This is a genomic window from Sporosarcina sp. (assembly GCF_029257255.1).
Taxonomy (GTDB): domain Bacteria; phylum Bacillota; class Bacilli; order Bacillales_A; family Planococcaceae; genus Sporosarcina.
Genome location: NZ_JARICI010000047.1, coordinates 22,650 through 47,721, shown reverse-complemented (window position 1 = coordinate 47,721; position 25,072 = coordinate 22,650). Strand labels below are relative to the sequence as shown.

Annotated in this window: 28 protein-coding genes and 1 riboswitch; of the genes, 6 read left to right on the top strand and 22 right to left on the bottom strand. The window is 42.9% G+C overall.

From position 1 onward, the window contains the following. Positions 1–154: 154 nt before the first annotated feature. Complete coding sequence (locus Q1J64_RS09895; RefSeq protein ID WP_301108898.1) at positions 155–520, bottom strand: HesB/IscA family protein; 366 nt, start codon at positions 518–520, stop codon at positions 155–157. A gap of 128 nt (positions 521–648) precedes the next feature. On the opposite strand from Q1J64_RS09895, the gene Q1J64_RS09890 reads away from it, so the two are divergent. After that, positions 649–1,341, top strand: a complete 693-nt coding sequence (locus tag Q1J64_RS09890; protein ID WP_301108897.1) for a DUF2225 domain-containing protein — start codon at positions 649–651, stop codon at positions 1,339–1,341. Positions 1,342–1,394: 53 nt separating this feature from the next. Here Q1J64_RS09890 and Q1J64_RS09885 read toward each other — a convergent pair whose 3' ends face one another. Then, positions 1,395–1,634 carry a NifU family protein gene (locus tag Q1J64_RS09885; RefSeq protein WP_009498020.1) on the bottom strand — a complete coding sequence of 80 codons (240 nt, stop codon included), beginning with the start codon at positions 1,632–1,634 and terminating at the stop codon, positions 1,395–1,397. A gap of 83 nt (positions 1,635–1,717) precedes the next feature. Here Q1J64_RS09885 and Q1J64_RS09880 point away from each other — a divergent pair, with 83 nt between their 5' ends. Further along, positions 1,718–2,044: a YuzD family protein gene (locus Q1J64_RS09880; protein ID WP_301108896.1), complete on the top strand. Its 327-nt coding sequence runs from the start codon at positions 1,718–1,720 to the stop codon at positions 2,042–2,044. Positions 2,045–2,211: 167 nt separating this feature from the next. On the opposite strand, the gene Q1J64_RS09875 is transcribed toward Q1J64_RS09880, so the two are convergent. Continuing rightward, positions 2,212–3,279, bottom strand: coding sequence for an NAD(P)/FAD-dependent oxidoreductase (locus tag Q1J64_RS09875; protein WP_301108895.1), 1,068 nt, complete (start codon positions 3,277–3,279; stop codon positions 2,212–2,214). 139 nt (positions 3,280–3,418) lie between these two features. Between Q1J64_RS09875 and Q1J64_RS09870 the strand changes: the two genes are divergently transcribed. Continuing rightward, complete coding sequence (locus Q1J64_RS09870; RefSeq protein WP_301108894.1) at positions 3,419–3,655, top strand: YuzB family protein; 237 nt, start codon at positions 3,419–3,421, stop codon at positions 3,653–3,655. A gap of 35 nt (positions 3,656–3,690) precedes the next feature. Here Q1J64_RS09870 and Q1J64_RS09865 read toward each other — a convergent pair whose 3' ends face one another. The 13 genes from Q1J64_RS09865 to Q1J64_RS09805 all read right to left on the bottom strand — a co-directional run bounded on the left by Q1J64_RS09865 (position 3,691) and on the right by Q1J64_RS09805 (position 15,096). Then, positions 3,691–4,458, bottom strand: coding sequence for a TIGR01457 family HAD-type hydrolase (locus Q1J64_RS09865; RefSeq protein WP_367183465.1), 768 nt, complete (start codon positions 4,456–4,458; stop codon positions 3,691–3,693). Positions 4,459–4,463: 5 nt separating this feature from the next. Beyond that, positions 4,464–4,910 (bottom strand): DUF86 domain-containing protein, encoded by a 447-nt coding sequence (locus Q1J64_RS09860; RefSeq protein WP_301108892.1) that lies wholly within the window; start codon positions 4,908–4,910, stop codon positions 4,464–4,466. 97 nt (positions 4,911–5,007) lie between these two features. Then, positions 5,008–5,331: a YutD family protein gene (locus Q1J64_RS09855; protein WP_301108901.1), complete on the bottom strand. Its 324-nt coding sequence runs from the start codon at positions 5,329–5,331 to the stop codon at positions 5,008–5,010. Positions 5,332–5,350: 19 nt separating this feature from the next. Next, on the bottom strand, positions 5,351–6,301 hold the full coding sequence (gene lipA / locus Q1J64_RS09850; RefSeq protein WP_301108891.1) for a lipoyl synthase: 951 nt from the start codon (positions 6,299–6,301) through the stop codon (positions 5,351–5,353). A 154-nt stretch (positions 6,302–6,455) separates the two neighbouring features. After that, positions 6,456–6,593, bottom strand: coding sequence for a MetS family NSS transporter small subunit (locus tag Q1J64_RS09845; RefSeq protein WP_301108890.1), 138 nt, complete (start codon positions 6,591–6,593; stop codon positions 6,456–6,458). Further along, positions 6,594–8,114 (bottom strand): sodium-dependent transporter, encoded by a 1,521-nt coding sequence (locus Q1J64_RS09840; RefSeq protein ID WP_301108889.1) that lies wholly within the window; start codon positions 8,112–8,114, stop codon positions 6,594–6,596. It abuts the gene before it with no gap. Positions 8,115–8,279: 165 nt separating this feature from the next. Continuing rightward, on the bottom strand, positions 8,280–9,848 hold the full coding sequence (locus tag Q1J64_RS09835) for a Na+/H+ antiporter NhaC family protein (RefSeq protein ID WP_301108888.1): 1,569 nt from the start codon (positions 9,846–9,848) through the stop codon (positions 8,280–8,282). A gap of 180 nt (positions 9,849–10,028) precedes the next feature. Then, positions 10,029–10,202, bottom strand: a riboswitch (Lysine riboswitch). A gap of 56 nt (positions 10,203–10,258) precedes the next feature. Beyond that, the gene (gene yunB / locus Q1J64_RS09830; RefSeq protein ID WP_301108887.1) at positions 10,259–11,026 is read right to left on the bottom strand and encodes a sporulation protein YunB; all 768 of its coding nucleotides are present in this window, start codon (positions 11,024–11,026) and stop codon (positions 10,259–10,261) included. Positions 11,027–11,076: 50 nt separating this feature from the next. After that, the gene (locus Q1J64_RS09825) at positions 11,077–12,453 is read right to left on the bottom strand and encodes a bifunctional metallophosphatase/5'-nucleotidase (protein WP_301108886.1); all 1,377 of its coding nucleotides are present in this window, start codon (positions 12,451–12,453) and stop codon (positions 11,077–11,079) included. 6 nt (positions 12,454–12,459) lie between these two features. Then, entirely contained in the window at positions 12,460–13,284 is an 825-nt protein-coding gene (locus Q1J64_RS09820) for a sulfite exporter TauE/SafE family protein (RefSeq protein WP_301108885.1), read from the bottom strand. After that, positions 13,285–14,148 carry a DUF72 domain-containing protein gene (locus Q1J64_RS09815; protein ID WP_301108884.1) on the bottom strand — a complete coding sequence of 288 codons (864 nt, stop codon included), beginning with the start codon at positions 14,146–14,148 and terminating at the stop codon, positions 13,285–13,287. It abuts the gene before it with no gap. Between the two features lie 189 nt (positions 14,149–14,337). Further along, positions 14,338–14,691: a rhodanese-like domain-containing protein gene (locus Q1J64_RS09810; RefSeq protein WP_301108883.1), complete on the bottom strand. Its 354-nt coding sequence runs from the start codon at positions 14,689–14,691 to the stop codon at positions 14,338–14,340. Positions 14,692–14,859: 168 nt separating this feature from the next. Continuing rightward, on the bottom strand, positions 14,860–15,096 hold the full coding sequence (locus Q1J64_RS09805; RefSeq protein WP_301108882.1) for a glutaredoxin family protein: 237 nt from the start codon (positions 15,094–15,096) through the stop codon (positions 14,860–14,862). Positions 15,097–15,446: 350 nt separating this feature from the next. Between Q1J64_RS09805 and Q1J64_RS09800 the strand changes: the two genes are divergently transcribed. Continuing rightward, complete coding sequence (locus Q1J64_RS09800) at positions 15,447–15,980, top strand: NfeD family membrane protein (protein ID WP_301108881.1); 534 nt, start codon at positions 15,447–15,449, stop codon at positions 15,978–15,980. 18 nt (positions 15,981–15,998) lie between these two features. Then, positions 15,999–17,558, top strand: coding sequence for a flotillin lipid rafts scaffold protein FloT (gene floT / locus Q1J64_RS09795; protein WP_301108880.1), 1,560 nt, complete (start codon positions 15,999–16,001; stop codon positions 17,556–17,558). Positions 17,559–17,601: 43 nt separating this feature from the next. Here the strand turns inward: floT and Q1J64_RS09790 are convergent, their stop codons facing one another. From Q1J64_RS09790 to Q1J64_RS09780, 3 genes are all read right to left on the bottom strand, one after another. After that, positions 17,602–19,140 carry an AMP-binding protein gene (locus tag Q1J64_RS09790; RefSeq protein WP_301108879.1) on the bottom strand — a complete coding sequence of 513 codons (1,539 nt, stop codon included), beginning with the start codon at positions 19,138–19,140 and terminating at the stop codon, positions 17,602–17,604. A 15-nt stretch (positions 19,141–19,155) separates the two neighbouring features. Then, positions 19,156–20,133, bottom strand: a complete 978-nt coding sequence (locus Q1J64_RS09785) for an NAD(P)H-dependent flavin oxidoreductase (RefSeq protein WP_483315977.1) — start codon at positions 20,131–20,133, stop codon at positions 19,156–19,158. 216 nt (positions 20,134–20,349) lie between these two features. Continuing rightward, positions 20,350–20,814: a MarR family winged helix-turn-helix transcriptional regulator gene (locus Q1J64_RS09780; RefSeq protein ID WP_301108877.1), complete on the bottom strand. Its 465-nt coding sequence runs from the start codon at positions 20,812–20,814 to the stop codon at positions 20,350–20,352. A gap of 185 nt (positions 20,815–20,999) precedes the next feature. Here Q1J64_RS09780 and Q1J64_RS09775 point away from each other — a divergent pair, with 185 nt between their 5' ends. Further along, positions 21,000–21,422, top strand: coding sequence for a PaaI family thioesterase (locus Q1J64_RS09775; protein WP_301108876.1), 423 nt, complete (start codon positions 21,000–21,002; stop codon positions 21,420–21,422). Positions 21,423–21,741: 319 nt separating this feature from the next. Here Q1J64_RS09775 and Q1J64_RS09765 read toward each other — a convergent pair whose 3' ends face one another. The 3 genes from Q1J64_RS09765 to sufB form a co-directional block, all read right to left on the bottom strand. Beyond that, positions 21,742–22,461 (bottom strand): hypothetical protein, encoded by a 720-nt coding sequence (locus tag Q1J64_RS09765; RefSeq protein WP_301108875.1) that lies wholly within the window; start codon positions 22,459–22,461, stop codon positions 21,742–21,744. A 509-nt stretch (positions 22,462–22,970) separates the two neighbouring features. Next, on the bottom strand, positions 22,971–23,075 hold the full coding sequence (locus Q1J64_RS16715; RefSeq protein ID WP_367183464.1) for a S26 family signal peptidase: 105 nt from the start codon (positions 23,073–23,075) through the stop codon (positions 22,971–22,973). A 571-nt stretch (positions 23,076–23,646) separates the two neighbouring features. Continuing rightward, positions 23,647–25,044, bottom strand: coding sequence for a Fe-S cluster assembly protein SufB (sufB, locus tag Q1J64_RS09760; RefSeq protein ID WP_301108874.1), 1,398 nt, complete (start codon positions 25,042–25,044; stop codon positions 23,647–23,649). Between the last annotated feature and the right edge of the window lie 28 nt (positions 25,045–25,072).

Below are 25,072 nucleotides of genomic sequence, written 5' to 3'. Positions count from 1 at the left end.
GTTATGTTTTAGCAACATACAAATCAAAAAGGCATGGTATTCACAACCCTAAATACATCTTTTTAGGGTTGTGTTTACTATTTTCGAGGATTGTGTACAAATCAATTCTAACTGTTCTTTACAATCCCCATTCAACATTTACAAAACAACTATTTTACTCACAATCAGCAGGTGCTCCAGCTTTTTGAGCTGTTCTAAATGAAGTACCGCACCCACAGTTCGCAATCGCATTCGGATTGTCGATGGTGAAGCCGCCGCCCATTAGGGATTCTTTGTAATCCACTTTTGTGCCTTGCAGAATTGCTGCGTCTTCTTTTTTTACTAAGACAGGTATCCCGAACTGTGTGTACGAAATATCATCCTCTTCTTGCTCTTGAGCAAAACCGAGCCCATATGTTAATCCGCTGCATCCGCCGCCATTGACGGAAACGCGCAGATAAGATCCTTCTTCTTCATTGTGCTCCATCATTTTCTTCACGTGAAATGTTGCTGCTTCTGTAATTTCAACTGGATTGGTCATTCTTCTCACTCACTTTCCACGTTTTGTTCTATCATATCAATGTTTTTCATGGGAATGCAAACAAATACTCCGCCCATTAGGTCTATTTTGCTGTATAATAAGACTTAAGAATGAAAGGAATGAGTCTCATGGAAATTAGCCCTTTTTATGAAAAGAAAATGCAGTGCATGTTATGCAAAGAGCATTTTCCAACTACTAGAATCCGTTCGCGTCAAGTAAGGGTGTCAGAACATGATAGTGACTTCAGGCCTATATATGTAAACAAGGATATAAATCCTCTTTTCTATAATGTTGCGGTTTGTCCGAATTGCGGTTTTGCATTCACTGAAGATTTCTCACCTTATTTTGCACCCGGAACGAAAGAAATGATTGCACAAAACATAACATCCAAATGGCATAGTCGTTCATTCGGCGGTGAACGAACGAAAGAAGAAGCGATCGAGTCTTATAAACTGGCTTATTTAAACGCCAACTTCAAAAAAGAAAAACACTTAACAATGGCAGGTATGATGCTGAGGATCGCTTGGATTTATAGAGAAGCAGAGGACAAGACGGAAGAAATGCGCTATCTGAAAACTTCTCGGGATTTATACATACAGGCGTTTTCTGAAGGTGACTATGTAGGCACCCAGATGTCAGAGACTCGTGTGCAATTTATGATTGCAGAGCTTTCTTGGCGAATTAATGACCGCGAAGAAGCCATCCGTAATTTCTCCCGTGTCATCGAAGCACAAAAGAGATCAACCGAGCCGAATCTCATCCAGCTCGCAAAAGAACGCTGGCAGGAAATACGGGAAGCAGAAACTCAACCCGAAGAATGACAAAAGCGGTGCAAAGAGGCTATCTCTTTGTACCGCTTCTTTCATTATAATAATTAAAAGACCTGTTCTACTTCTACTACACCTGGAACTTCTTCCAATAATGCGCGTTCAATACCGGCTTTTAATGTAATGGTAGAACTCGGGCAAGTACCGCATGCTCCAAGTAGACGAAGCTTAACGATTCCTTCATCAATATCCACAAGTTCGCAGTCTCCTCCGTCTCGCAAGAGGAATGGGCGCAATTTATCTAAAACTTCTTTTACCGGTTCGTATAATTGAGTATCTGTTGTCATTGTAATCACTCTCTCCTTTCCTTATACTTATTATAAACTGCCAAGCAGAAAAAATCCAATAATGATTCGGAGGTTAGATCAATATGTCACAATCACCTGTAACAATTGAGGTATACGGAGCGGATATTATTTGCGCAAGCTGTGTCAATGCCCCATCTTCAAAAGATACGTACGAGTGGCTTGAAGCGGCTCTTTCCAGAAAGTATCCTGGACAGCCTTTTTCAATCAATTATATCGATATTGAGCAGGATATAAAAGATTCCCGCCAGCTTGAAATTATTGAAAAAATCCGGGAAGATGAGTACTTTTATCCGCTTGTCATGGTTGATCATGAGATGGTCGGGGAAGGCTACATCCAATTAAAACCAGTTTTCAAAGCGATGGAAGCACTTGGCTATCATGGAGAATAAGTTGATAATGAAAAGCAATAATTGAGAACATCCTGTACAATTTACAGCAGAATACCTCTTATTTGGCAGCCATTTCACTTTGTGATGGTTGCCTTTTTATATTAACCCACCATCAAAATTCATGCATTAAAAAAAGCCGTTGCACATCCGCGCAACGACTTTCATTTTTACCCATTGTGCCACTTGTACATCCACAGCAAACCGGATTTCATCAGTCTGGCAATTCGACCAGTTACCGTACGGTCAGCCAGATAAGCAAATCCTTGTTTCTTTCCTAATGAACCCATGAATCCCTTGAGTTTCAGTTCAGGCATCGTTTCCATTAGCGGCTCATCTTTCCAGATAAGACGCAGCACTTGAACGATCTGCTCGGCTTGGACCTCTGCCAGCTGGGCACTTGGTGCATGTGGAAGAGCCGCAATATCTCCTACTGCATAGACATTTGGATAATTCGGGATTTGATGGTACTGATTAAGCACTACGCGTCCTGAACGATCTTTTTGAATTTCCATTTCTTCAATAACCTGACTCGGCTTGATTCCAGCCGTCCATACGACAGCATCTACGTCGATTGTCTCTTCGTGATTATGTAGAGTACTCTCCCCAACTTTTGTAATATTCGAGTTGGCAATGACCTCTACATTGTTCTGGTCAAACCAGCCTTTAACGTAATTACTTAAACGTTCGGGGAAATCACGCAGAATACGAGGACTGCGGTCGAATAGTTTAATGTTCAAGTCAGGCCGGCTTTCACGCAGCTCACTCGCTAACTCGATACCGCTTAGACCGGCACCTACAATCCCTACTGTCGCGCCTCCGCTCAGGCCTAGAAGAGTCTGATAGGTAGTTCTGGACTTGCCAATTGTTTGGATGCTCAGTGTATGTTCTGCAGCACCGGGAACGCCATGGTAATTATCTACATTCCCTAACCCGATAACCAAATCATCATATGTCAGTACTTGTCCATTTTTGAGAATGACTTCATTTTGCTCAGGCTTAATTTCTTCGATCTCGCCTTCTACCACTTTTAATTGTTCATGAGTCGGAATCGCCACTCGAATCTCTGAATCAGGAGCCGTTCCTGCAGCAAGCGCGTAAAATTCCGTTTTCAAACTATGAAACGGCGTTCGGTCCACAAGTGTGATCTCCATATCGCTCGGTAAGTCTTTATTTAGCAGACGCAGCAATATTCGCATGTTGCCATATCCGGCACCCAGTAATAGTAATTTCCTCATAATGTTCTCCTTCTATGTCTATATTTCCGCTCAAACCTCATTTGCTATTATAGCAGTATGTGATTCTTTTCACAATATGCCATGTTCATTGACGCATATCTAAAAAAAGAGTACCATTTCTAATAGCGAGGTGAGAAAGATGAATCCCATCGTGGAATTTTGTATCAGTAATTTGGCGAATGGTTCCTATCCGGTATTCGAGACATTAGAAAGAGACCCGAACATTGATGTACTTGAGTACGGATGTTTGAGCTACTGCACAAAATGTGCGGATACGTTATATGCGATTGTCAACGGTGAACTTGTTGAAGCGGATACGCCTGATGAACTGACAAAAGCAATTTACCAGTTCATCGAGGAAAACCCACTTTTTTAACTATATAAGAAACAGCATAGCGCAAGTTGCTATGCTTATTTTTTTGGCCAGTCCGCCAATGAAGGAAGGACATACGTCGGCAAAACTTCTTTAATCAGCACTTCTTCTGCCGGCGTTACGCCGGTAGCGACATATGCTGTATCAATGCCATAGCGGATGCCTGCCAAGATATCCGTATCGTAATTGTCTCCGATCAGTACCATTTCCTCTTTAGCATAATCGCCTTGCTGTTGAATGAACTCAAGCATGTATGGTGCAGGCTTTCCTACTACGATAGGTGTCGTTCCCGTTGCGGCTTCCATTAAATGAAGGAAGGAGCCGTTGCCCGGCACTAATCCCCGCTCAGTAGGAAACTTCTTATCTTCATTGGTCCCGAAAAACTTTGCGCCGTTGCGTATCGCAAGACAGGCTTCCGCCAGCTTACTGTACGTAATCTGACGGTCCAGTCCCATCATCACGATATCGGGATTTTCATTGGTAATCGTAATTTTTTCGGCCGCCAATGCCTCTTCCAGACCTTCTTCACCGATCATCATGACACGGGCACCTGCATAATTTTGTTTACAGTACCTAGCGAGCGCAATTGCAGAATTCATAATATGATCAACATCTGTCTGCACACCAAATTCCGCCAGTTTCTTTTGCTGCGCGGCACGTGTCAAGGCCGCATTATTCGTAATGAAATACGTCTCTGCACCTGCAGCCTGACACCCATTGACGAAATCCACTGCCTCTGCAATAGGTTCTTTTCCACGATACATCGTGCCGTCTAAATCCAGACAATACGCCTTATAGTTTGTCATACCCATTACTCCGTCGGCAGAAACGCAGAAACAGGCCCTAATTCATTCTCTAGATAATCACGGACTTGTTTCGGAAACTGCCTTAACTCTTCTGACGTCGCACGGATTGCTTGTTCCACTTCAAGTGTCTTAACTTCAGTAAATTGGCGGACAATCATCGGCCGCAATGAAATAAGCGCTCGTAACGGGTCAGCCTGCTCCGTTGTGATCACTTTTTCATCTTCCAGAATATCGATAATATCCTCATAGCTGCCAGGATCTCTCATAATAAATCCATCAATCATGGAATTACCAACGTCAATGATTCCTTCAATTAAACCGTGTGCAATACGTTCAAGTGCCAACTTGTTTAATTCGTTCTGCTGCCAGCCGCTTTCCTTTTCAAAAATACGAAGCAGCTGTTCCATATACGCAAGTGTCTTACTGATTTGTTTCTGATCGACGAAATACATAACGCCTCTTCCTCCCTATTCATTAACTTCTTCTATCTTATCATATTTTTGATCAAACAAATAAAAGCTCCGGGCTAATTTTCCCGAAGCTTTCATTTTAATCTTGTTCAGTTTCCGGTTGTTGTTTTTCTTGCGATTCAGGTTTCACTTTCCCGATTTTCTTCAAAATGAAATAGGCGCACCCGAAGTTACAGTATTCATAAATATAATCCTGTACCGTGCTGATTTTCGTTTCATAGGTTGATTTGGCATTGCGGTCATCAAAAAAACCTTTTAACCGCAACTGTCCATAGCCCCAATCACCCAGAATATAATCATACTTCAAGAGTACTTCACTAAATCGTTCATTTAGTGCTTCCTCGTCAAAACCTTCCCGGAATTCTTCTGCTATTTCATACTGCATATTCTCTAAAATGACCATATTAAGCTTCACTTCCATATTAGCTGCTCGCTTGCTGTTCCAGCTCAAGCTGCTCGTCGCCTTTGCGCTGCTTTTCCTTAGCAGCAGCATTGACTTGCTCGTCAGCGTGGTAGCTGGAGCGAACTAGCGGCCCGGCCTCACAATGCGAGAACCCTTTTTCCATTGCAATCTTGCGTAGTTCACCGAATTCATCCGGCGAATAATACTTTACCACTTTTGCGTGTTTTTTTGTCGGCTGCAAGTATTGGCCGATTGTCATAATATCGACGTCATGCGCACGAAGATCATCCATCGTTTCGATGATTTCCTCTACTGTTTCCCCAAGCCCTACCATCAATGAAGATTTAGTTGGAATCTCCGGATACATTTCTTTCGCACGTAACAACAATTCTAATGAACGATCATAGGTTGCACGTGCACGGATTCTCGGTGTCAAGCGGCGAACCGTTTCAATATTGTGGTTTAGAATGTCAGGCTTAGCATCCATCAGACGCTGCAGATTATCACGTTCCCCGCCCATATCGGATGGCAGCACTTCAATGGTAGTGAAAGGATTGCTGCGGCGGATCGCGCGGATCGTTTCCGCAAAGATACCCGAACCTCCGTCTTTCAGATCATCACGTGCAACCGCTGTCACAACAACGTGCTTTAAGTTCATCAGTTCAACTGATTCTGCCACGCGTTCCGGTTCTGCTGTATCCAGTTCGTTCGGCAAACCTGTTTTAACTGCACAGAAGCGGCAAGCTCTTGTACATACAGCACCTAGGATCATGAAGGTCGCAGTACGGCGCTCTCCCCAGCACTCATGTATATTCGGGCAACGCGCTTCTTCACACACTGTATGTAAATTTTTCTCACGCATTAATTTCTTTAAACCTGTATAATTCTCGTTGGTGTTTAGCTTAATCTTCAGCCAATCCGGCTTCTTAATATGCTCTGTCTTCCTTCCGGTTTCAGGTCTACACGACAAGGCTACCTACTCCATTCTTTTGATAGATTCTACTCATGTCAATGTAACATAAATTCAGAAAACCTTCAATTAAGTTCGCACTTGCATCGAACAATAATTCCTGACAATCAATAAAAAAACGACTGCAGCAAAGTACACTGCAGACGTCTATCGATTACTGTTCAGTTTTGTACTTCTTCTTGAACTTCGACAAGATAGTTGCATAGAAGATGCTTAAAAATAGACCACCCCAGATGATTGTCACACCAACCAGCATCATGAGTATCGCAGAGCCACTCATTGCATTATCCATTTAAAGCCCTCCTTTATCATCTTCATAGTCTGTTGTAATTCGTGTATTGTCCTTCCACTTAAACGCAGTGAATACGATGGACATGACAAATGCGCCAATGGCAACCGGCCAACCGATCGTCCATAAGAACGATGTCGGATATCCTTCATAGTTTTCAGCAATATTGTCTTTGATCAGGAAGAACATCATGGTTCCAAGTAAAAGTGGCGTGATCACTGTCAATGACACTTTCCACCACCAACCTAAACGGATATCAGATACTGCATTGGCATGCTGTTCGAATACGCCAAGCTTTCTGAATACCCATGCCAGCAAGATTACTTCTACCAGACCGATTACAGCAATACCGAATTGGTTGATAAAGTAGTCTGCTGCATCAAGGAAGTACAGTCCGCCATTTGTTGCGTACAGCATAGAGATTAATCCTGAAAGACCGACACCGATTGTAACGGAACGGCGTCTTGAAATATTGAATTTATCAGATAATCCTGCAATGTACGTTTCACATATCGATATAAGTGATGTAATACCCGCCAGGACTAATGACAGGAAGAAGAAAGCTCCAAAGATTCCGTTCATACCCGGCATCTGATTGATGATTTCCGGGAATACAACGAAGGCCAGCCCTACTCCTGCTGCTGCCACTTCACTTACATCCACACCTTGCTGAGTTGCCATGAATCCAAGTACCGCAAACACCCCGATACCCGCAAGTAGTTCAACAGATGAGTTGGCAAAACCCGTAATGAATGCGTTATTCGTAATATCCGACTTCTTTGGCAAATAACTTGCGTACGTAATCATGATCGCAAATGCGATGGATAAACTAAAGAAGATATGTCCGTATGCAGCTACCCACACACGCGGATTCATCAGCTGCTCAAGATTAGGTTTGAAGAATGCATCCAATCCTACCATTGCCCCGTCAAGTGTAATCGCACGAATGACGACGAATAAAAAGAGTATAAAAAGGACAGGAATAAATATCCGATTCGCCAGCTCGATCCCTTTCTTGACACCGCCAAGTAAGATAAAGAAACAAATGACCCATACAAGCAGAAGCGGTAATGCAACGCCTCCCACTAATCCTCCGATTTCCCCCGGATTATCGGCACGTTTCAAGACATCGTTAATGAAGAAAGCTCCCGTGTCCTGACCCCAGGACAAACCAAATGAGTAAATCGTATACTTCATTGCCCATGCAATGATGACGGCATAGTAGGTAGAAATGACAAACGATACAAATATCCCCCACCAGCCTAAAAATTCCGTCTTTTTACCGCCTAAACGGAAAAAGGAAAGCGGCGCTGATCCACGGTACTTATGCCCGATTGTGAATTCCATGATCAAGATCGGAATACCTGCTGTCAGCAATGCGAACAGATACGGAATAAAAAACGCTCCCCCGCCATTTTCATATGCGACATACGGAAAGCGCCAAATATTACCTAGTCCGATTGCCGAACCCACTGCTGCTAATATAAAGCCTGCTCTCGTTCCCCATTGTGAACGATTTTCCATTCTGCTCTCCCCCTTCAAAATTATTATTCACAAACTTAACACCATTCTCTTTTTTCTGATAATTCTAGTTCCGTATATTTAGTATAAACAGGACTTTTGAAGATGTCAAAGCATTTTTTTAGACTAAGAGAACCACACTACTGGTACTCTTAGTCTAAATTAGGTTTACGCTGTATGTGCCTGACGCTGTCTGCCTTTGGCTGTCCAATACGTAAATAATACTATTAAGATAATAACAACTGCTGCTAATCCAATCCATACAGAACCAGTCAGTCCAAGAACGAAATATCCTGAAGCCGCAACGCTTGCGGCAACCATTGCATACGGTAGCTGAGTCGCTACGTGATCCATATGGTTACAACCCGCTCCCGTAGAAGACAGGATCGTTGTGTCTGAAATCGGCGAACAGTGATCTCCAAAAACTGCTCCTGCAAGAACTGCTGCCAAAGCCGGCAATAATAATTCCGGAGCTGCATTGACCATAATGGTTCCTGCAATTGGCATTAGAATACCGAAAGACCCCCATGAAGTTCCTGTAGAAAATGCCATCAGACCTGCTAAAACGAATATCAGCACAGGCAGGAAAGCTACCGGAATATTAAATTTCTCCACCGTTTCAGAAAGGAAGAGACCCGTATCGAGAGTAGCAATCAATTCTGTCAGACCCCATGCAAATATTAAAATCAGAATCGCCGGCATCATAGCTTTTAAACCGCTGATAAATGCACGGCCCATCCAGGAATAACTTGCCGTTTTATTTACTTTCATTTGCATCATATACAAGATCATCGCTAAAACCGTTGCGGTAATTCCGCCAATCACTAGTGATTTCGGTACATCCGTATTCTCGAAAATTGCCCAAATATTGAAGACGCCCGCTTCTTTGTATCCTGTATAGACCATCATGCCGAGTGTAACAACAATTAGTGTCACGATAGGTGCTACCAGATCAATTACTTTTCCATGGTTATGCTCCGGGAAATCTTCCTTAAGCTCCCCAGGAATTTCTTTATCCGGATCGTATAATGCACCTTCATTGATGGCACGGTCCTCATGCTTTTTCATTTCGAAAAAGTCGTTGTTCGTCCATGCGAAGAAAAAGACCATGGAAAGCGTCGCTATGACATAAAAGTTCATTGGCGCCATCATGATGAACGCTGTCAGCGGTGAGTAAGTGACCGCTGCTGTCGTGCCAAGTATAATAGCCAGTTGCCCTATCAGAAATGCGCCCCAGCTTGAAATCGGTGAGACTACACAGATGGGTGCAGACGTCGAGTCAATGAAATAAGCCAGTTTTGCACGCGATATTTTATGTTGATCCGTGATCGGTCTCGCAATCTGGCCGACTGCTAATGAATTGAAATAGTCATCAACGAAAATAGCAATCCCTAAAATCACCGTCAGCAATTTCGCTCCACGTTTTGTACGAATCCGTGTCACTGCCCACCTTGCAAACGCTGCGCTCCCGCCAGACAGGCTGACAAACGCAGTAATGACACCAAGCAGTAATAAAAATAGCATAATAAATAGGTTATACGTATTTAGTCCGCCATCCCAAAATGAAATCGTCATTGCCGTCCAGACGTTTTTTAATGTCTCTACCGGCGAAAAAGACGCGATCAGAAAGGCTGCAGTAACAATCCCCGCTCCTAAAGACAATAATACTCTCCTCGTCACCAATACCATTACAATGGCGATAACAGGAGGCAAAATGGATACCCATGTTCCAATCATGTTAATTCCTCCTCTTTCCTAGTTGCTAGACAATACCGAACATGCTAAATGATATGAAGAACAAATAGCTATTAACAGATAAAAAGCCCGCTCCGACAAGTTATACTAACGTGTAGGAGCCGGCTGAGTTCATCTGCAGATCATTCAGCATGACACTAAGTAAGTGGATGCAGATCATCTGGCTGTTGTAGTCCTCCATACATTTCGCTGTATGACAGTGTCATTCCTTTTCGAAATAACCCCAACCTGAGAAGTTGACCCTTCTCAGACTTCGGCATCGTCTCCTTTCACTTGCAGTCACGGACGTCACTCTCTTGCAAGATACTTATAAACAATGCAGCCTCTACGTAAGTCTCGATATTCTTCTATATCTAAGTGTAGCAATAATCGACAACGTTCACAATACCCATTTAATCCTCTTTCTCTAGCGGCACTTCAATTTGTGCCGGTGTCTGTTCACCCTTAGAATAAATTTGAGGTACCTTTCCTCTGATTAAACCAATCGCCACTGGCATCTTCTGTTCCACAACACTTTTGCTCGTCGCGAGCGGCACGATGATCTGTACATTTACTTGCAGCACTAAATTTAATTCCACGTAAGCATTGTTAATACCAAATTCTACTAAATTGGTTTCAACGTTGGCATGGACATCTCCTACGACATGAAAACGTATCGGAATTTTGGGACCGAGGTTACCGATTAACGGAATATTTGTCGCCTGACCGAGCGGAACAAAAAACACGATCCCTTGCTCTTTTTGCATCATATCTGGATTGTATTCCAAATCCCCGAGCGGCGGCAGCATATCCAGATCTCCGCCTTCAGCTCGTTCCAAATGATCTTCTACCAGTTGATGCATTTCTGCCATGACCTGCTGGATAATTTCCGCATTAAATTTCGTCGTCACGGTATCACTGGTGTCATCCGGTACATTTTCTATGATTTCATTGATATCATAGACACTGGAAGAACGCGCCTGAATTGCCTGGCTGATGACATAACTGGCTATTTTCTGTGTTTGAATTTCCGCATATTCAGTATAGATTGGGGTCAATTGTTTATTTACATAATAAAAGAATAAGGCGACTGCCACAATAATGGTCGGAATGATGAACCGCAGCCAATTTGTTGCCTGCCGCGTTTTTCTTGGTTTTTTTTGATTTGTATAAAACCGCATAAAGACGCCTCCTGCTTCACTTTATGCGAGTCAGGAGGCGTGCATAACTATCAGTCATTAAAATATTTCCTTCCATACCAGCCGAGAACATCACGCAGCATTTCGGGCATGATATATTGCTTAGGCGCTTCTTTCAATAACGGAAAGAAAAAACCAAATGTGAACATATCAAGTGTGGCAAGTGTGTAGCTTTTTCCTGCCTCCACCATTCGATTGCCGGCAAACAACTGACCTTCTGTGTTGAGAAATAGATGTTCATGGAGCACAGCACCCATGAATGTACCGCGAAAACCAAGTCCCCTAATTTTCATGTCCGTCCACTTGGGATCCAGTGACTGTTCATATACTTCCAGTAACTCCAAACCATCCAGCGTGACGAGGCAAGGATTAATTGGATGCGGCAGCAAACTGTGAAGATCTCCTTTCGTCACCCATCCTTTATCCAAACTGCCGAGGAATATTCCTGCATTGAAAAGGGCACAGTCTGCTTCTGTGTATGCAACTAGCGCGCGTCCGAAAAATGACGACAGCGGACTGTCACCGGTCAGCTTTTGCGATAAAGGGGATGGATTGTAGAATACCGGTACATGCAGTGCTTCTTCACCTGCAGAAAGATACCCTTTTATCTCCATCACATCTTCAGTTGTCTGTTCCATTTCATTCGTCGGAAAGACTTCCGCTTCCATAGAAACTACTTGATTAGTCATGCGGTCGACGTCTACACGGATATGGCCAATATAATGACCGAACTTTCCTGCAGCGCCGATCAGTGTATCACCTGACCACTCTCCATTTGGCAGCAAATGATGAGTGTGAGCACCTAAGATCACATCGAATTCAGGACATTCTTCTGCCAGCAGCCTGTCTTCATTAATCCCTAAATGCGATAGGCACACCACTATGTCTGACTCGTCCTTCAGCCTGCTGGCGATTTTCTGCAGCTGTTTATGCGGTTCTATAATCTCCCAGCCAAGCTGACGGTAAAAAGCGTAATAGGGTGCAGTCGCTCCGACAATTCCTATTCTGACGCCGTCTGACGTTTCAAGAATTTTAGAGGTCTTGATCCAATAAGGCACCGCACCTTCTACGTCTTTCAAATTACAAACCACCACATCGAATAAAGCATCTTCATAAAGAGTATTCAATGACTCCTTCGACATCGTAATTCCTTCATTATTACCGATTGTTACAGCATCGTATCCCGCTTCATTTAATAGCTCCACATTACCTTTGCCAACCGTTCCCTCTGTATAAGGATGTGAGCGGTCGACATGGTCGCCGATATCAAAAATGAAACAAGCTTCTCCAGCCTGAACTGCCTGCTCTTTGCGATCTTGTAAGAAACGCTTGATCTGCGGCCAGTTTTCAAAATGGCTATGTATATCGTTGGTATGATAAATATGAATGGTAGCAATCGTTTCCTTCATTAATTGTCAACCCCAAATCCCCTCATAAATGGAGCGCAGTCCAAAGACGAGTAAAATGATGCGTATGACTACAACCAATGTGTCTGATTTCAATTTTCCGTTTAAATAAGCACCGAGCATTCCGCCAAAGTATGCGCCAGGCACTACTGGAATCGTATAAAGCCACGGCACATGTCCGAGTGAAATATGAGATACCGAGTTAACGACAGCTGACAAAAAGACCATTAGCATAGAGGTAGCGACCGCCACATGCGGCGGGAACAGGAACAGCAAAATCATTGCCGGAACGATCATCGTACCGCCGCCGATACCGAATAATCCTGAGGTAAACCCGATAAACAGTGACAACAGTACAGCAAACCAGATTGGATAACCGTAAATATGCGTCTGGCCTTGCGGATCGGTAAATTTCATCTGCTTTCCGTGCTCCACAAACCATTGTATAGGTTTTAAATACTTTCTGGTTAATAATAACACGGACAGTACAATTAATAATATACCAAAATACAGATTAAAAGACTTAATATCGAGACCTTTATTGATATAAGCACCTAAGACAATTCCCGGTATACTCGCGCCAAAAAACAGAATGGCGCTGCGATAATCAATTGTTTTTACTTTCATATAAGTAACTGTCGAACCAAGTCCATTGGCAATCATCATAATGACTGACAAGCCAACCACGCTCTGTGGTGTTATATCGGGTATCATTCCCAGATTCAGTCCAATAAAAAGGGTCACGGGCACAAGAATCGTACCGCCGCCGAGACCTGCAATTGATCCGATCACACCGGAAGCTAATCCGATCAGTGCCAGTAGTAGAAATTCCATTTAATTTGACTCCTCTTCAAACAAATCCATTTGTTTCGTGATCGGCTGACCGTACTCTATATTGAAAAGCCCCGCAAACTGCTTGGCGTTCTTTGCTGCATGCTGACCGGAATTGTTATTAAAAATGACAAACACTTCTTGTGCCTGTTGCTGAAGACTGTTGACGATTTCGCCCATCTCTTCCAACTCTTTTTCATTATAATCATATAAGTAACGAACTTTTCGCCAGGCTTTGTTGTCTCTTTCTGTATTAACCCAGCCGCTGCCATTTCGCCCATGAAGCCTCAGCAGCACTTTAGAATCTGTAGCTACCGGCACAAGTGGTGCACTGCCGTCACCGACTTGCGGTTCATCGCACACTGCGTGGATAATATTCAAGCTTTGCAGAAAATCCAGTGTCTTTTGCCTGAAGGCAGGCGAATACCATGACTGGTTACGGAATTCCACCGCAATAGGCAGAGGCGGCAGTTGTTCATGAACATAGCGGATCCGGTCCACATTTTCTTTCTGGCAGTCAAACCAAGGCGGAAACTGCACAAGAACCATCGCCAGTTTCCCTGCTTCAGAAAAAGCGGTCATCGACAGTTTGAATAATGAGAACATCTCTTCCTCTGATTCATATGGCAGCTTGCCACGCTGATGTCCCGTGATACCCTGGTAGGCTTTCACAATGAACTGAAATCCATCGGGCGTTTCCTCCGTCCACTTCCGCATCATCTTGTCTGACTGTATTGCGTAAAATGTAGAGTCGAGTTCTACTATTGGAAAGTGTTTGCTGTAATCAATTAGTTTTTTATTGGCTGCAGTTTTTTCATTATACAGGCTTGGATGGTCTCCCCACCCTGTCAACCCCACATGAATCATGGCAACGCTCGCCCTCCTTTTACCTTTCTCGTAGTGTATCATACCTTATGTATTTTTCGGAATAATCGTTACTCTTATAGTCATAATTGGTTAGCTGCTCGGCCTTTTCTATTCTAGTACCCTGTCGCCCAACTTTTTATTCCATAAAAAAAGTGTTTCAGGAAAATTTACCTGAAACACTTTTGATCGTTATCCTTGCCACGCGCTCATACCGCCGCGAACATTTGTCACGCTGGTAAATCCTGCTTTTTTCAGCTGCTTGGCAGCCTGTGAACTGCGCATGCCGCTTTGGCAGATGACTACTACATCACGTTCTTTATCCAAAGTGGAAATCTTATTGTTCAATAGATTCAATGGAATATTTTTAAACTCTTTAATACGGCGTCCTTTATACTCTGCCGGTGTGCGTACATCGACGAACTGAATTTTTTTATCTTTTAAAATCTCTTTCAGCTCTCCCGTCGACATGGATTTTACGCCTTTTGTCGATTTGATCCGCCAGACAAGGAATACGACGATTACTGCAGCGATGATCCATCCCATTTTTGCTGCCTCCTCTTCATTAATGAGTTAGTTCTATGATGACCAGCACTATACCCATCACAACAAATCCGACGTGCCCTATACAAAACCGCGGAAACAGTTTCTTTTCCATCTCTTCCGCTGTTTCAAGCGTGCATGTTTTGCATACAAAAAGCTGTCTGATATACTTCATGCGTCCAAAGCAGCTTGCACACTTGCCGGATCAAAGCCTAAAATCCACTTGCCATTCAGCTGAGTCTGAGGTACACCCATCTGCCCTGTCGTTTCAACGAGGCGCTGTCCTGCTACCGGATCAGTTGAGACATTGATGGTTTCATAAGGTACATGAATCTCATCTAAATAATTCGTCATCATCGTACAGTAAGGACAAGTAGAAGATACATAAACAGTTGCTTTTGCAGTCATAATAAAGACCCCTTTTCATTAGTTGATATGTAGATTATATACCCCTGTAGGTATATAATCAACTAATTGATTTCTCTCCACCCATTCCTTACACAAACTAGTTATAATAAACGATTCATCTTGCCATCTTTCAACTCAAATATTGCAGTGCATATCGATTTTACAATATCTAAATCATGCGCTAATCATAGTATGATTATACTTTTACGTTGAAAGAAGATGTTCATTTTCAAGATGAAACGATTCTTTCGACGAATGATGTAATCTTTACAATTTAGATAATAATGAAACCTTTCATTTGTATATCCGTATAATTAGTAACAAAAGAATGTAGAAAAGAGGGATCAAAGATGGAGCTATTCGGAATTGCAGTTCAGAATCTGTATTTATCTATATTGATTATTGCAGGTATTGCCAGTGTGCTGTATGTATTGCTTAGCGACCTGGCAGAAGGTATCGGCGAATCTAGTCCATTCTTAGATCCCGCTGTCATTCTGGCGTTTATCACCTTTACTTCAGCTGCCGCATATATTTTAGAATTGCTTACGTCTATGAACAGCTGGGGCATACTCGCTATAGCAGCAGGGGTAGCTGTTGTACTCGACTTCTTACTCTATTTCTTTGTATTGGCTCCGCTCAGATCAGCTGAAGTCTCGCTTGCCTATACAGATGAATCACTGACAGGACTGGTTGGAAAAGTAATCGTTCCCATACCGTCAGACGGATTTGGTGAAATCCTGCTCGAAACTGTCAATGGGAATCTAGCAAAACGCGCTGCTGGATATGAGAATGAAGCAATCGAGTATGGAAAAGAAGTATTGCTGATCGAAGTGGAAAACGGAACATTCCTCGTCAAAGAGTATGAGCCGTTCCGCTTCAAATAATAAAAAGGGGGAAATAGTATGAATTTATGGATTGTGTTAGGTATTGTTGCAATTGTATTAATTTCTGTTATCGGTATCTATGTTTTGAAATACAGAACGGTAGGACCGGATGAAGCACTGATCGTAACCGGAAGTTACCTGGGCCCGAAAAATGTACATACGGATGAGTCAGGGAATCGAATTAAAATCATCCGGGGAGGCGGTACATTTGTATTCCCTGTATTCCAGCAGGCAGAACCGCTTAGTTTATTATCAAGTAAACTGGAAGTCTCCACACCTGAAGTTTATACAGAACAAGGGGTTCCGGTTATGGCGGACGGCACAGCCATCATCAAAATCGGAGGCTCCATCTCTGAAATCGCAACGGCTGCTGAACAATTTTTAGGAAAATCAAAAGCTGACCGTGAAAACGAAGCGAAAGAAGTTCTCGAAGGTCATTTGCGGTCGATCCTGGGCTCCATGACGGTAGAAGAAATCTACAAGAATCGTGATAAGTTTTCACAAGAAGTTCAGCGGGTCGCTTCACAGGATCTCGCGAAAATGGGACTGATTATCGTATCGTTCACGATAAAGGATGTACGCGATAAAAATGGCTATCTTGATTCATTAGGAAAGCCGCGTATTGCACAAGTCAGACGTGATGCTGACATAGCGATGGCTGAAGCAGAAAAAGAAACACGCATTAAAAATGCAGAAGCTTCAAAAGAAGCACAGAAAGCAGAGCTGGAACGTGCGACCGAAATTGCTGAAGCGGAAAAAGAGAATCAGCTGAAAGTAGCTGAATACCGACGCGAGCAAGATGTGGCGAGAGCACGTGCAGACCAAGCCTATGAATTGCAGACTGCCCGTTCCAAACAAGAAGTTACAGAACAGGAAATGCAGGTCCGAATTATCGAACGACAGAAACAAATCGAACTGGAAGAAAAAGAGATACTTCGCCGTGAAAAGCAATACGATTCAGAAGTGAAGAAAAAGGCAGATGCAGACCGCTACGCAATCGAACAAAATGCTGAAGCGGACAAATCAAGGCAGTTGGCAGAAGCCGACGCGGAAAAATACCGAATTGAAGCACGCGCCCAGGCAGATGCAGAGAAGGTCCGTCTAGATGGTACAGCGAAAGCACAGTCACAGCGTGCGCAAGGTGAAGCAGAAGCTGATATTATCAGATTGAAAGGTCTCGCCGAAGCGGAAGCAAAACGTAAAATTGCAGAAGCATTTGAATTCTACGGCCAGGCAGCTATGCTCGATATGATCGTCAATATGCTTCCTGAATACGCGAAAGAAATCGCTAGTCCGCTTGGCAATATCGATAAGATCACTGTAGTCGATACAGGCGGCGGTGAAGGTGGCGGTGCCAATAAAGTGACATCCTATGCAACTGATCTGATGTCGACACTGCAGGAAACACTGAAAGCTTCTTCAGGCATTGACGTAAAAGAGATGCTGGAAAACTACTCAGGCAAGAGCAATATCCGCCCGAGCATCGAACAGCTGACAAATGAAGTGATTCGTTCTAAATCTGATCCTGCTGCTTCTCAAACAGAATCAGCGGCATCAGTTGAGGATACTGAAGAGTAAATAGGAAAAACCGAAGTGCAATTGGCACTTCGGTTTTTGCGTTTTACGTACTCACGTAATTTTCACGTATTTTGAATTTCAGTAATTTCCCCTGCAGGCTGCGTGGAAGTATATCTACAAAATCAACATGCTGCGGAATTTTATATTTTGCCAATTTACCCTGACAAAATTCAATTAGCTCTTCTTTTGAAACTTCTGCGCCTTTTCGCAACACTACAACAGCTAAAGAAACTTCTCCCCATTTCTCGTCTGGGACCCCAATGACAGCAACGTCCACAACGCTCGGATGTTCGTGCAGGACACCTTCAATCTCTGCAGGATACACATTGATTGCGCCCGATAAAATCATATCCTGTTTCCGATCCACGATAGAATAATATCCGTCTTCATCCTGAACACCGACGTCGCCTAAACTGAGCCACTCACCGTCAAAAGACTCTTCATTCGCTTCCGGCCTCTTATAATATTCATCACACAGAGTAATTCCTCTGACAAAAAACTCTCCTGCTTCACCAGCCGGCACAGGTTCTCTTACATCATTGCGTAATTCAATTTCCATTCCAAGCATAGGGACGCCAACCGACCGGTCTTTATCGTTCTGCATTTCAGGAAATAAATTAGCTGCTCCGCCTAACTCAGTAGCTCCATAAAATTCATTCAGATCGACAGTCGGGAAATAATTGAAGACCTTTTCCTTCGTGCTAGTATGCAGAGGCGCCCCGACAGAAATGATAGATTGTAAAGACGATACGTCATATTGGCGCAGGATTTCTTCAGGTAATGAAAAAATCGCTTCCAGCATAGGCGGCGCCAAAAATGTAGTAGTTGTCTTTTCTTCATCAAGTGCTTTCAAGACTTCAACAGGATGAAAACTCTCCAATATATGAAGACTGTTTCCTACATATAAATTCGGAAGTGAAATACTTAGCGCAGCGGCGCCGTATAGAGGACCCGCTGCCAGTCCTTTCCCGAGCCTGCTGATATTAAATTCGATGCTGAATAATAACGTAACTAAGTACATACTGCGATGTGTGCGGACTGCTCCTTTCGGATATCCGGTTGTCCCGCCGGTATACATAATCGTTAATGTGTCTAATTCAGTAAGAGGTGACGAAGGGACCGGCTCTTCCATAGAGAAATCTGCAATCAATTTCTCATACTCAGGATATTGCACCTTTTCGCTCGATCCTACCGTTATAAAGTGTTTTACAGTCTTATATTTTTCAATTGAAGGCGTGATTTCACCCATAAATCGAGAGTCAACAACGAGCAAAACAGCTTCAGAATCATCTACAACATGTTGAATCTCCCGACTGACAAACCTGGAGTTAACCGGTACAGAAACGGCACCAATCTTCGCGCAGGCGAAAATCAGTTCGAATAATTGATGGCAATTCATCAGCATAATTGCCACCTTATCGCCTTTTTTTACTCCGATACTTTGCAGCGCATGAGACAGTTGATTAATTCTGTTGTTAAAATCCTGATAAGTAAATCGCAAGCCATTAAAGGAAAGAGCTTCTCTATCTTTATAGCGTACTGCATTTAATTTAATTGGATCACTGAATAACATGTGCTGCATAAATACCCTCCTTCATTATCTGCTTGCTGCGTTTACTCTGTCGCCAACTAATTGATCTTTCGCCAGTTTGTACTGCTCTGCTAATTGTGCCACATAGTCTTTCGTCGGCTGTACTTTATCGATCACGCCAATGCCCTGTCCGCAGCCCCAGATGTCTTTCCAAGCTTTTTGGCCGGCATCTCCGCCAAAATTCATTTTCGTCGGGTCACTTTCCGGCAAATTATCCGGGTCCAACCCTGAAGCACGGATGGAAGGGGCTAAATAATTCCCGTGTACTCCAGTAAAGTAGTTGCTGTAAACGATGTCATCAGAATTCGAGTCTACAATCGCCTGTTTATACCCATCTACTGCTCTTGCTTCTTCAGTCGCAATAAACGGCGACCCGATGTATGCAAAATCCGCTCCCATTGCTTCTGCCGCCAACACGCTTCCTCCAGTTGCGATGGAACCGCCAAGTGCAAGAGGTCCGTCAAACCATTCACGGATTTCCTGAACAAGAGCAAACGGGCTTTTCGGTCCTGCGTGCCCTCCTGCGCCTGCTGCTACCGCAATTAAACCATCTGCTCCTTTTTCAATCGCTTTCTTTGCGAACATATTATTAATGACGTCATGCAAGACGATCCCGCCATAGCTGTGCGCCGCCTGGTACACATCTTCTCTAGCTCCGAGTGATGTAATAATGATCGGAACCTTATACTTCACACATAGCTCCATATCTTCCTGTAGTCTTTCATTCGAACGGTGAACGATCTGGTTTATTGCAAATGGTGCAGCGGGTTTATCAGGATTTTTTGCATTATAATCCGCTAACTCTTCTGTAATCTCGATGAGCCATTCTTCAAATTGTGCGATTGGTCTTGCATTTAATGAAGGCATGGAACCGATAATTCCTGCTTTACACTGCTCGATTACCGTCTTCGGATTACTGATAATAAACATGGGCGAAGCGATCACCGGAAGACTCATACTCTTTTTCAATTCTACTAAATTCATCAAAAACACTCTCCTTTTCCGTAAGCGCTTTCAATATATTTGCAAGTCTATCACGTATAAAAAGCAAATAGGTATTGTAAGCAAACTCACATTGCATGTATATACATGTATTTTACTAGATTTTTTAGACTTGTCAATCAATTTATTACTATAATTTCTAAATTCCTACTCTAAACTCAGTGAATAACGCAGAAACAACTTACGTATCGTGCTAATTCAGATGTCGTAATTGTCAATGACGTCTTGCAACTCGTCTAGTTTGCGTAATAAATTTGCATACTCATCTTTCCCTATTGAACCTTCAATCTGATCTTGGACCTTGTTCCAGATGGGTGTAGCATTATTTAATTTCTCATATCCTAAATCGGTTATAGATACCACTTTTGTGCGCGAATCATGCTCATCACGTTTGATCTGAACTAAGCCAGATTCCTTTAAAATATTCAAACTACGGGTGACAGTTGTTTGATCCAGCTGCATAATATCCCCCAGCTTGCTAATAGAAATATCCGGTGAAGTATAAATATTGCCCAACATATAGTATTGGGTGATCTTCAACCCTGTTGGTTTCAACAGCTTATTGTATAGCTGTGTTAAAGATCCTGAAACTGTTCTAAGATTTGCACATGCGCAGACCTGGATTATATGATCGGCTTGTTTCTGCTCTAAATCATGTTTCATTAAGTCCGCTCCTTTTATAGAAATTCAATTCAGTTATCGATGTTTTCTGTTAATCTTGACAAATGGTATACATTCTATATTATTATATGTATATACATGGATTATAACAGAATTTATGCTTCAAGTAAAAATCTTATGCAAATGTCGATGAAGTAGAGCACAGCATATAGACAGGAGAGATTCATATGAATGAGCTTAATTTATTAAATGGTATTGATTTGGAGAAGACGCTTATCGGGGCACTGGGGATTACATTTAAAGAGGTAACGCCAGACAAGGTAGTATGTGAAATGCCAGTGGGGCCAAAAACCGTTCAGCCTATGGGATTGCTGCATGGAGGAGCTTCCGTTGCCCTTGCTGAAACAGCTGCCAGCATAGCCGCTGCCGCGAACCTGAATCCTGAGACTCATTATCCTGTTGGTCTTGAAATTAACGCGAATCATATACGAGGTAAAAAAGATGGCACAGTCACCGCAACTGCCGTACCATTTCACAGAGGACGTACATCAATGGTATGGGATATTCAGATCACGGATGAAGAAGGTAAATTAATCAGCGTTTCACGATGTACAATTGCTGTTGTGCCAGTCAATAAGGATGAACGTTAATATCTTTATTACAGAAATCGTGTAGGAGCGAGCGTTTAACATCCGACAACTCTCACCACCGTACGTACTGTTCGGTATACGGCGGTTCAATCAAGATAGATGATGCAAATTTCCGTAACGAGATAATAGACTTTTGAGCCCTCGGGAACTCCAGTAGGGGTTTCCGAGGGTTCTGTGTAGTATGATACTTCGGGAGATTCGCCAATAGCTTTTACGTGTGTTGCCCTATTCGTAAGCCTTCGCTTTTGGGACACCTAATCCGATCAGTTTAATCTGGTTCTATGCTTCTTCATTGTGTTCATGTTGTCGCCTACATTGCTTACAAGTTTCGTGCTCGTTTCGCTGCTTCATTGGCTTCCCGCTGCAACGTATTCGCTTTGTTGAGCCTGCTGTCAAAATGATGCGTATTTACATTATACCGAGCTTGCTTTCCTGCATGCCTCCATGCGTGGTCAGCTTTTCCTTGTTTCTGTCTAGCTTCCCAGTCCGCGTCTTTTTTCAACTTCTTTCTGTTACTTGAACCTGGAGACGAAGTGCCGCCTCCTCCTCCTCCTCCTCCGTATCCAGACGAGTACCCACCGCTGCGACCACCAGAGCTGAAAGCCCCTATAAAGAACGCTATATACAGAAGCACTGTACCCATAACTGATAGCACCTTCCGTATGCCTACATACAACTTAACAACCACGATTCCGAACAATCGCAGCCCTTTATAAACTTCTCCATCTTTTGTCAGCTGCCTGGAAGCCAAGGCTCTATTGACAGTTGGATTGCTCAATACGTGACCCTTTGCAAAAAGCCACAGCTTGACTGTCCAAACACTTAAAATAGCTGCCGGGATAACAAAGAGTAACCCAATGTTTCCAAGAGAATAGTTGTACTGGAAGATGGATGTGTTTTTAGCATTCATCATGTTGCTATATCCATTCTCCGCCATTTTAATGAATATAACAGTAAAGATCAGCGTCCATATGGAAAGTTGAATCTTCTTCCCTTTGACAATTTCTCTCCATGTCCATTTTTTTTGTAAATTACTCATGCATTTCTTCCTTTCTTTTTTGACTTTCCACACAATCTGTTCTTGATCTCTTAAAAAGTTTTTTAGTACAAGAATCCAGTATAACGATTACTTTTTGGATTTGGGCGGAAGATGGGCGACTCCAGCGGGAACAGCGCGAGTCGAAGACCATGGACCGAGCAGAGCTAGCGAAGCGGCTGAGGCTGAGGCTGAGGCCGTGCCCTCGCAAAGCGTCCCATCTCATGCATAGATCCCGGACAGCATAGTAAATGCGCTATCAAGCATTTTAATAACGAGCCCTTTTTTCTAACTGTTTATTTTCTCATTGACTACATAACTCACATTTCATATTTTGTATTCAAATGTAATTATACCAGATTTATACACCTAGTACTCCGGCCAATAAAAAAAGCACCACATTATGTGATGCCTTGCATGTTTAATCATTCGCCGTCAAGTACAACCGACGTTAACGCATGGTATGTCTGAGATTTATCTACAGATTTCAAGGGCAATATCCGTACAATCAACTAACCGAAAATCCCTTTCTGATATATGGTGCCAATCATAGAACTATCTTGACTATTGTCGATATTGTCACCCATCACAAAGTATTCATCTTCCGGTACGACCATTTCTCCGACCGTGAAGGTCTTTAGGACATGAAGGATACGGTTCTTCGATTAATTTATCGTTCAGATACACGGATTCATCGTTAAATTGAATATGGTCACTAGGGCAGTCCGACAATCTGTCAAGGAAACCAGCATAGTTACATTCCCGTCAAAGAAAGAAGCAGAAATCTCAGCTAACAAAGTGTCAGAATATATATATCACAGCCAGACATCGAATGACTATTCTTGTAGAGAATGAATGGCAGCAGGAACATAAGAAGCCGACATTAAAGCGTACATATTCGACCAACTGCAAGTTATCGTGAGGTTGCATATTATTCCGTATTTCAAAAACTTGAAAATCTTGTGGAGTAGGAGAAATAACGTGAAGGATTCGATTGGAGCATTTGAAGAGAATTCTTAAGGCGCATCGAAAGCTACTAGACATCACCGAAATAATATAAGAAGACGAACTGAAATAGTTCGCCTCTAATTCAAAACGTGCCGACCATCCAAATTGAATCGGCATGAAATCGGCACGTTGCTTTATATAACTGTTAGGAATACCTTGTAAACACTGGACTAGCAGTGCTTAACCGATGGAACCTTCCATCTCAAACTTGATCAATCTATTCATCTCTACCGCATATTCCATCGGCAGTTCTTTTGTGAATGGCTCGATGAAGCCCATTACGATCATTTCCGTTGCTTCCAATTCAGGAATACCGCGGCTCATCAAGTAGAAGAGCTGCTCTTCGGAAACTTTCGATACTTTTGCTTCGTGTTCCAATGAAATGTTATCGTTCAAGATTTCATTGTACGGAATTGTATCGGAAGTGGATTGCTTATCCATGATCAATGTATCACATTCGATATTCGCACGAGCACCGTCCGCTTTACGTCCAAAGTGGACAATACCGCGATACGTTACTTTACCACCGTGCTGAGAAATCGACTTGGATACAATCGTTGAAGAAGTATTTGGAGCCAAGTGCATCATTTTCGCACCGGCATCCTGATGCTGACCTTTACCGGCAAGTGCAATCGATAACGTCATACCGCGTGCGCCTTCGCCTTTTAAGATAACAGCCGGATACTTCATCGTCAATTTAGAACCGATGTTGCCGTCGATCCATTCCATTGTCGCGTTTTCTTCACATACCGCACGCTTCGTTACCAAGTTGTAGACGTTGTTCGCCCAGTTCTGGATCGTCGTATAACGGCAATATGCGTCTTTTTTGATAATGATTTCAACAACTGCACTGTGAAGTGAGTTCGTTGTGTAGACAGGTGCTGTACATCCTTCCACGTAGTGAACGCTTGCGCCTTCGTCTACGATGATCAGTGTACGCTCAAACTGTCCCATGTTTTCCGAGTTAATACGGAAATACGCTTGCAGCGGTGTTTCTACTTTAACGCCAGGCGGTACATAGATGAAAGAACCACCGGACCATACAGCAGAGTTTAATGCTGAGAATTTATTATCCGAGTTTGGGATAACCGTACCCCAATACTTCTTGAATAGCTCCTCGTTTTCACGAAGTGCGGAATCTGTGTCTTTAAAGACAATTCCTAGATCTGTAAGTTCTTTTTTCATATTGTGGTAAACCACTTCTGATTCATACTGTGCAGATACACCAGCCAAGTATTTTTGTTCCGCCTCAGGAATCCCTAGTTTATCAAACGTACGCTTGATTTCTTCAGGCACTTCATCCCAAGAAGTTTCAGTTGCTTCAGAAGGTTTAACGTAATACGTGATTTCATCGAAGTTCAATGAATTCAAGTCTCCGCCCCACTGTGGCATTGGTTTGCTGTAGAAAATCTCTAAAGATTTCAAACGGTAATCCAGCATCCACTGCGGCTCTTCTTTCATATTTGAAATTTCTTCTACTATTTCACGTGTCAGACCACGTTCTGAACGGAATACAGAAACGTCTTTGTCATGAAAACCATACTTATAATCGCCGATTTCTGGCATTTGTTTCGCCATTTATTATTCCTCCGTCCCATAATTGCTC

What these genes read in the sequence shown, in the direction of transcription:
- Q1J64_RS09895 (WP_301108898.1), bottom strand. Translation starts at nt 520, where the DNA reads ATGACCAATCCAGTTGAAATTACAGAAGCAGCAACATTTCACGTGAAG.
- Q1J64_RS09890 (WP_301108897.1), top strand. Translation starts at nt 649, where the DNA reads ATGGAAATTAGCCCTTTTTATGAAAAGAAAATGCAGTGCATGTTATGC.
- Q1J64_RS09885 (WP_009498020.1), bottom strand. Translation starts at nt 1,634, where the DNA reads ATGACAACAGATACTCAATTATACGAACCGGTAAAAGAAGTTTTAGAT.
- Q1J64_RS09880 (WP_301108896.1), top strand. Translation starts at nt 1,718, where the DNA reads ATGTCACAATCACCTGTAACAATTGAGGTATACGGAGCGGATATTATT.
- Q1J64_RS09875 (WP_301108895.1), bottom strand. Translation starts at nt 3,279, where the DNA reads ATGAGGAAATTACTATTACTGGGTGCCGGATATGGCAACATGCGAATA.
- Q1J64_RS09870 (WP_301108894.1), top strand. Translation starts at nt 3,419, where the DNA reads ATGAATCCCATCGTGGAATTTTGTATCAGTAATTTGGCGAATGGTTCC.
- Q1J64_RS09865 (WP_367183465.1), bottom strand. Translation starts at nt 4,458, where the DNA reads ATGACAAACTATAAGGCGTATTGTCTGGATTTAGACGGCACGATGTAT.
- Q1J64_RS09860 (WP_301108892.1), bottom strand. Translation starts at nt 4,910, where the DNA reads ATGTATTTCGTCGATCAGAAACAAATCAGTAAGACACTTGCGTATATG.
- Q1J64_RS09855 (WP_301108901.1), bottom strand. Translation starts at nt 5,331, where the DNA reads ATGGTCATTTTAGAGAATATGCAGTATGAAATAGCAGAAGAATTCCGG.
- Q1J64_RS09845 (WP_301108890.1), bottom strand. Translation starts at nt 6,593, where the DNA reads ATGGATAATGCAATGAGTGGCTCTGCGATACTCATGATGCTGGTTGGT.
- Q1J64_RS09840 (WP_301108889.1), bottom strand. Translation starts at nt 8,114, where the DNA reads ATGGAAAATCGTTCACAATGGGGAACGAGAGCAGGCTTTATATTAGCA.
- Q1J64_RS09835 (WP_301108888.1), bottom strand. Translation starts at nt 9,848, where the DNA reads ATGATTGGAACATGGGTATCCATTTTGCCTCCTGTTATCGCCATTGTA.
- yunB (WP_301108887.1), bottom strand. Translation starts at nt 11,026, where the DNA reads ATGCGGTTTTATACAAATCAAAAAAAACCAAGAAAAACGCGGCAGGCA.
- Q1J64_RS09825 (WP_301108886.1), bottom strand. Translation starts at nt 12,453, where the DNA reads ATGAAGGAAACGATTGCTACCATTCATATTTATCATACCAACGATATA.
- Q1J64_RS09820 (WP_301108885.1), bottom strand. Translation starts at nt 13,284, where the DNA reads ATGGAATTTCTACTACTGGCACTGATCGGATTAGCTTCCGGTGTGATC.
- Q1J64_RS09815 (WP_301108884.1), bottom strand. Translation starts at nt 14,148, where the DNA reads ATGATTCATGTGGGGTTGACAGGGTGGGGAGACCATCCAAGCCTGTAT.
- Q1J64_RS09810 (WP_301108883.1), bottom strand. Translation starts at nt 14,691, where the DNA reads ATGGGATGGATCATCGCTGCAGTAATCGTCGTATTCCTTGTCTGGCGG.
- Q1J64_RS09805 (WP_301108882.1), bottom strand. Translation starts at nt 15,096, where the DNA reads ATGACTGCAAAAGCAACTGTTTATGTATCTTCTACTTGTCCTTACTGT.
- Q1J64_RS09800 (WP_301108881.1), top strand. Translation starts at nt 15,447, where the DNA reads ATGGAGCTATTCGGAATTGCAGTTCAGAATCTGTATTTATCTATATTG.
- floT (WP_301108880.1), top strand. Translation starts at nt 15,999, where the DNA reads ATGAATTTATGGATTGTGTTAGGTATTGTTGCAATTGTATTAATTTCT.
- Q1J64_RS09790 (WP_301108879.1), bottom strand. Translation starts at nt 19,140, where the DNA reads ATGCAGCACATGTTATTCAGTGATCCAATTAAATTAAATGCAGTACGC.
- Q1J64_RS09785 (WP_483315977.1), bottom strand. Translation starts at nt 20,133, where the DNA reads ATGAATTTAGTAGAATTGAAAAAGAGTATGAGTCTTCCGGTGATCGCT.
- Q1J64_RS09780 (WP_301108877.1), bottom strand. Translation starts at nt 20,814, where the DNA reads ATGAAACATGATTTAGAGCAGAAACAAGCCGATCATATAATCCAGGTC.
- Q1J64_RS09775 (WP_301108876.1), top strand. Translation starts at nt 21,000, where the DNA reads ATGAATGAGCTTAATTTATTAAATGGTATTGATTTGGAGAAGACGCTT.
- Q1J64_RS09765 (WP_301108875.1), bottom strand. Translation starts at nt 22,461, where the DNA reads ATGAGTAATTTACAAAAAAAATGGACATGGAGAGAAATTGTCAAAGGG.
- Q1J64_RS16715 (WP_367183464.1), bottom strand. Translation starts at nt 23,075, where the DNA reads ATGGTCGTACCGGAAGATGAATACTTTGTGATGGGTGACAATATCGAC.
- sufB (WP_301108874.1), bottom strand. Translation starts at nt 25,044, where the DNA reads ATGGCGAAACAAATGCCAGAAATCGGCGATTATAAGTATGGTTTTCAT.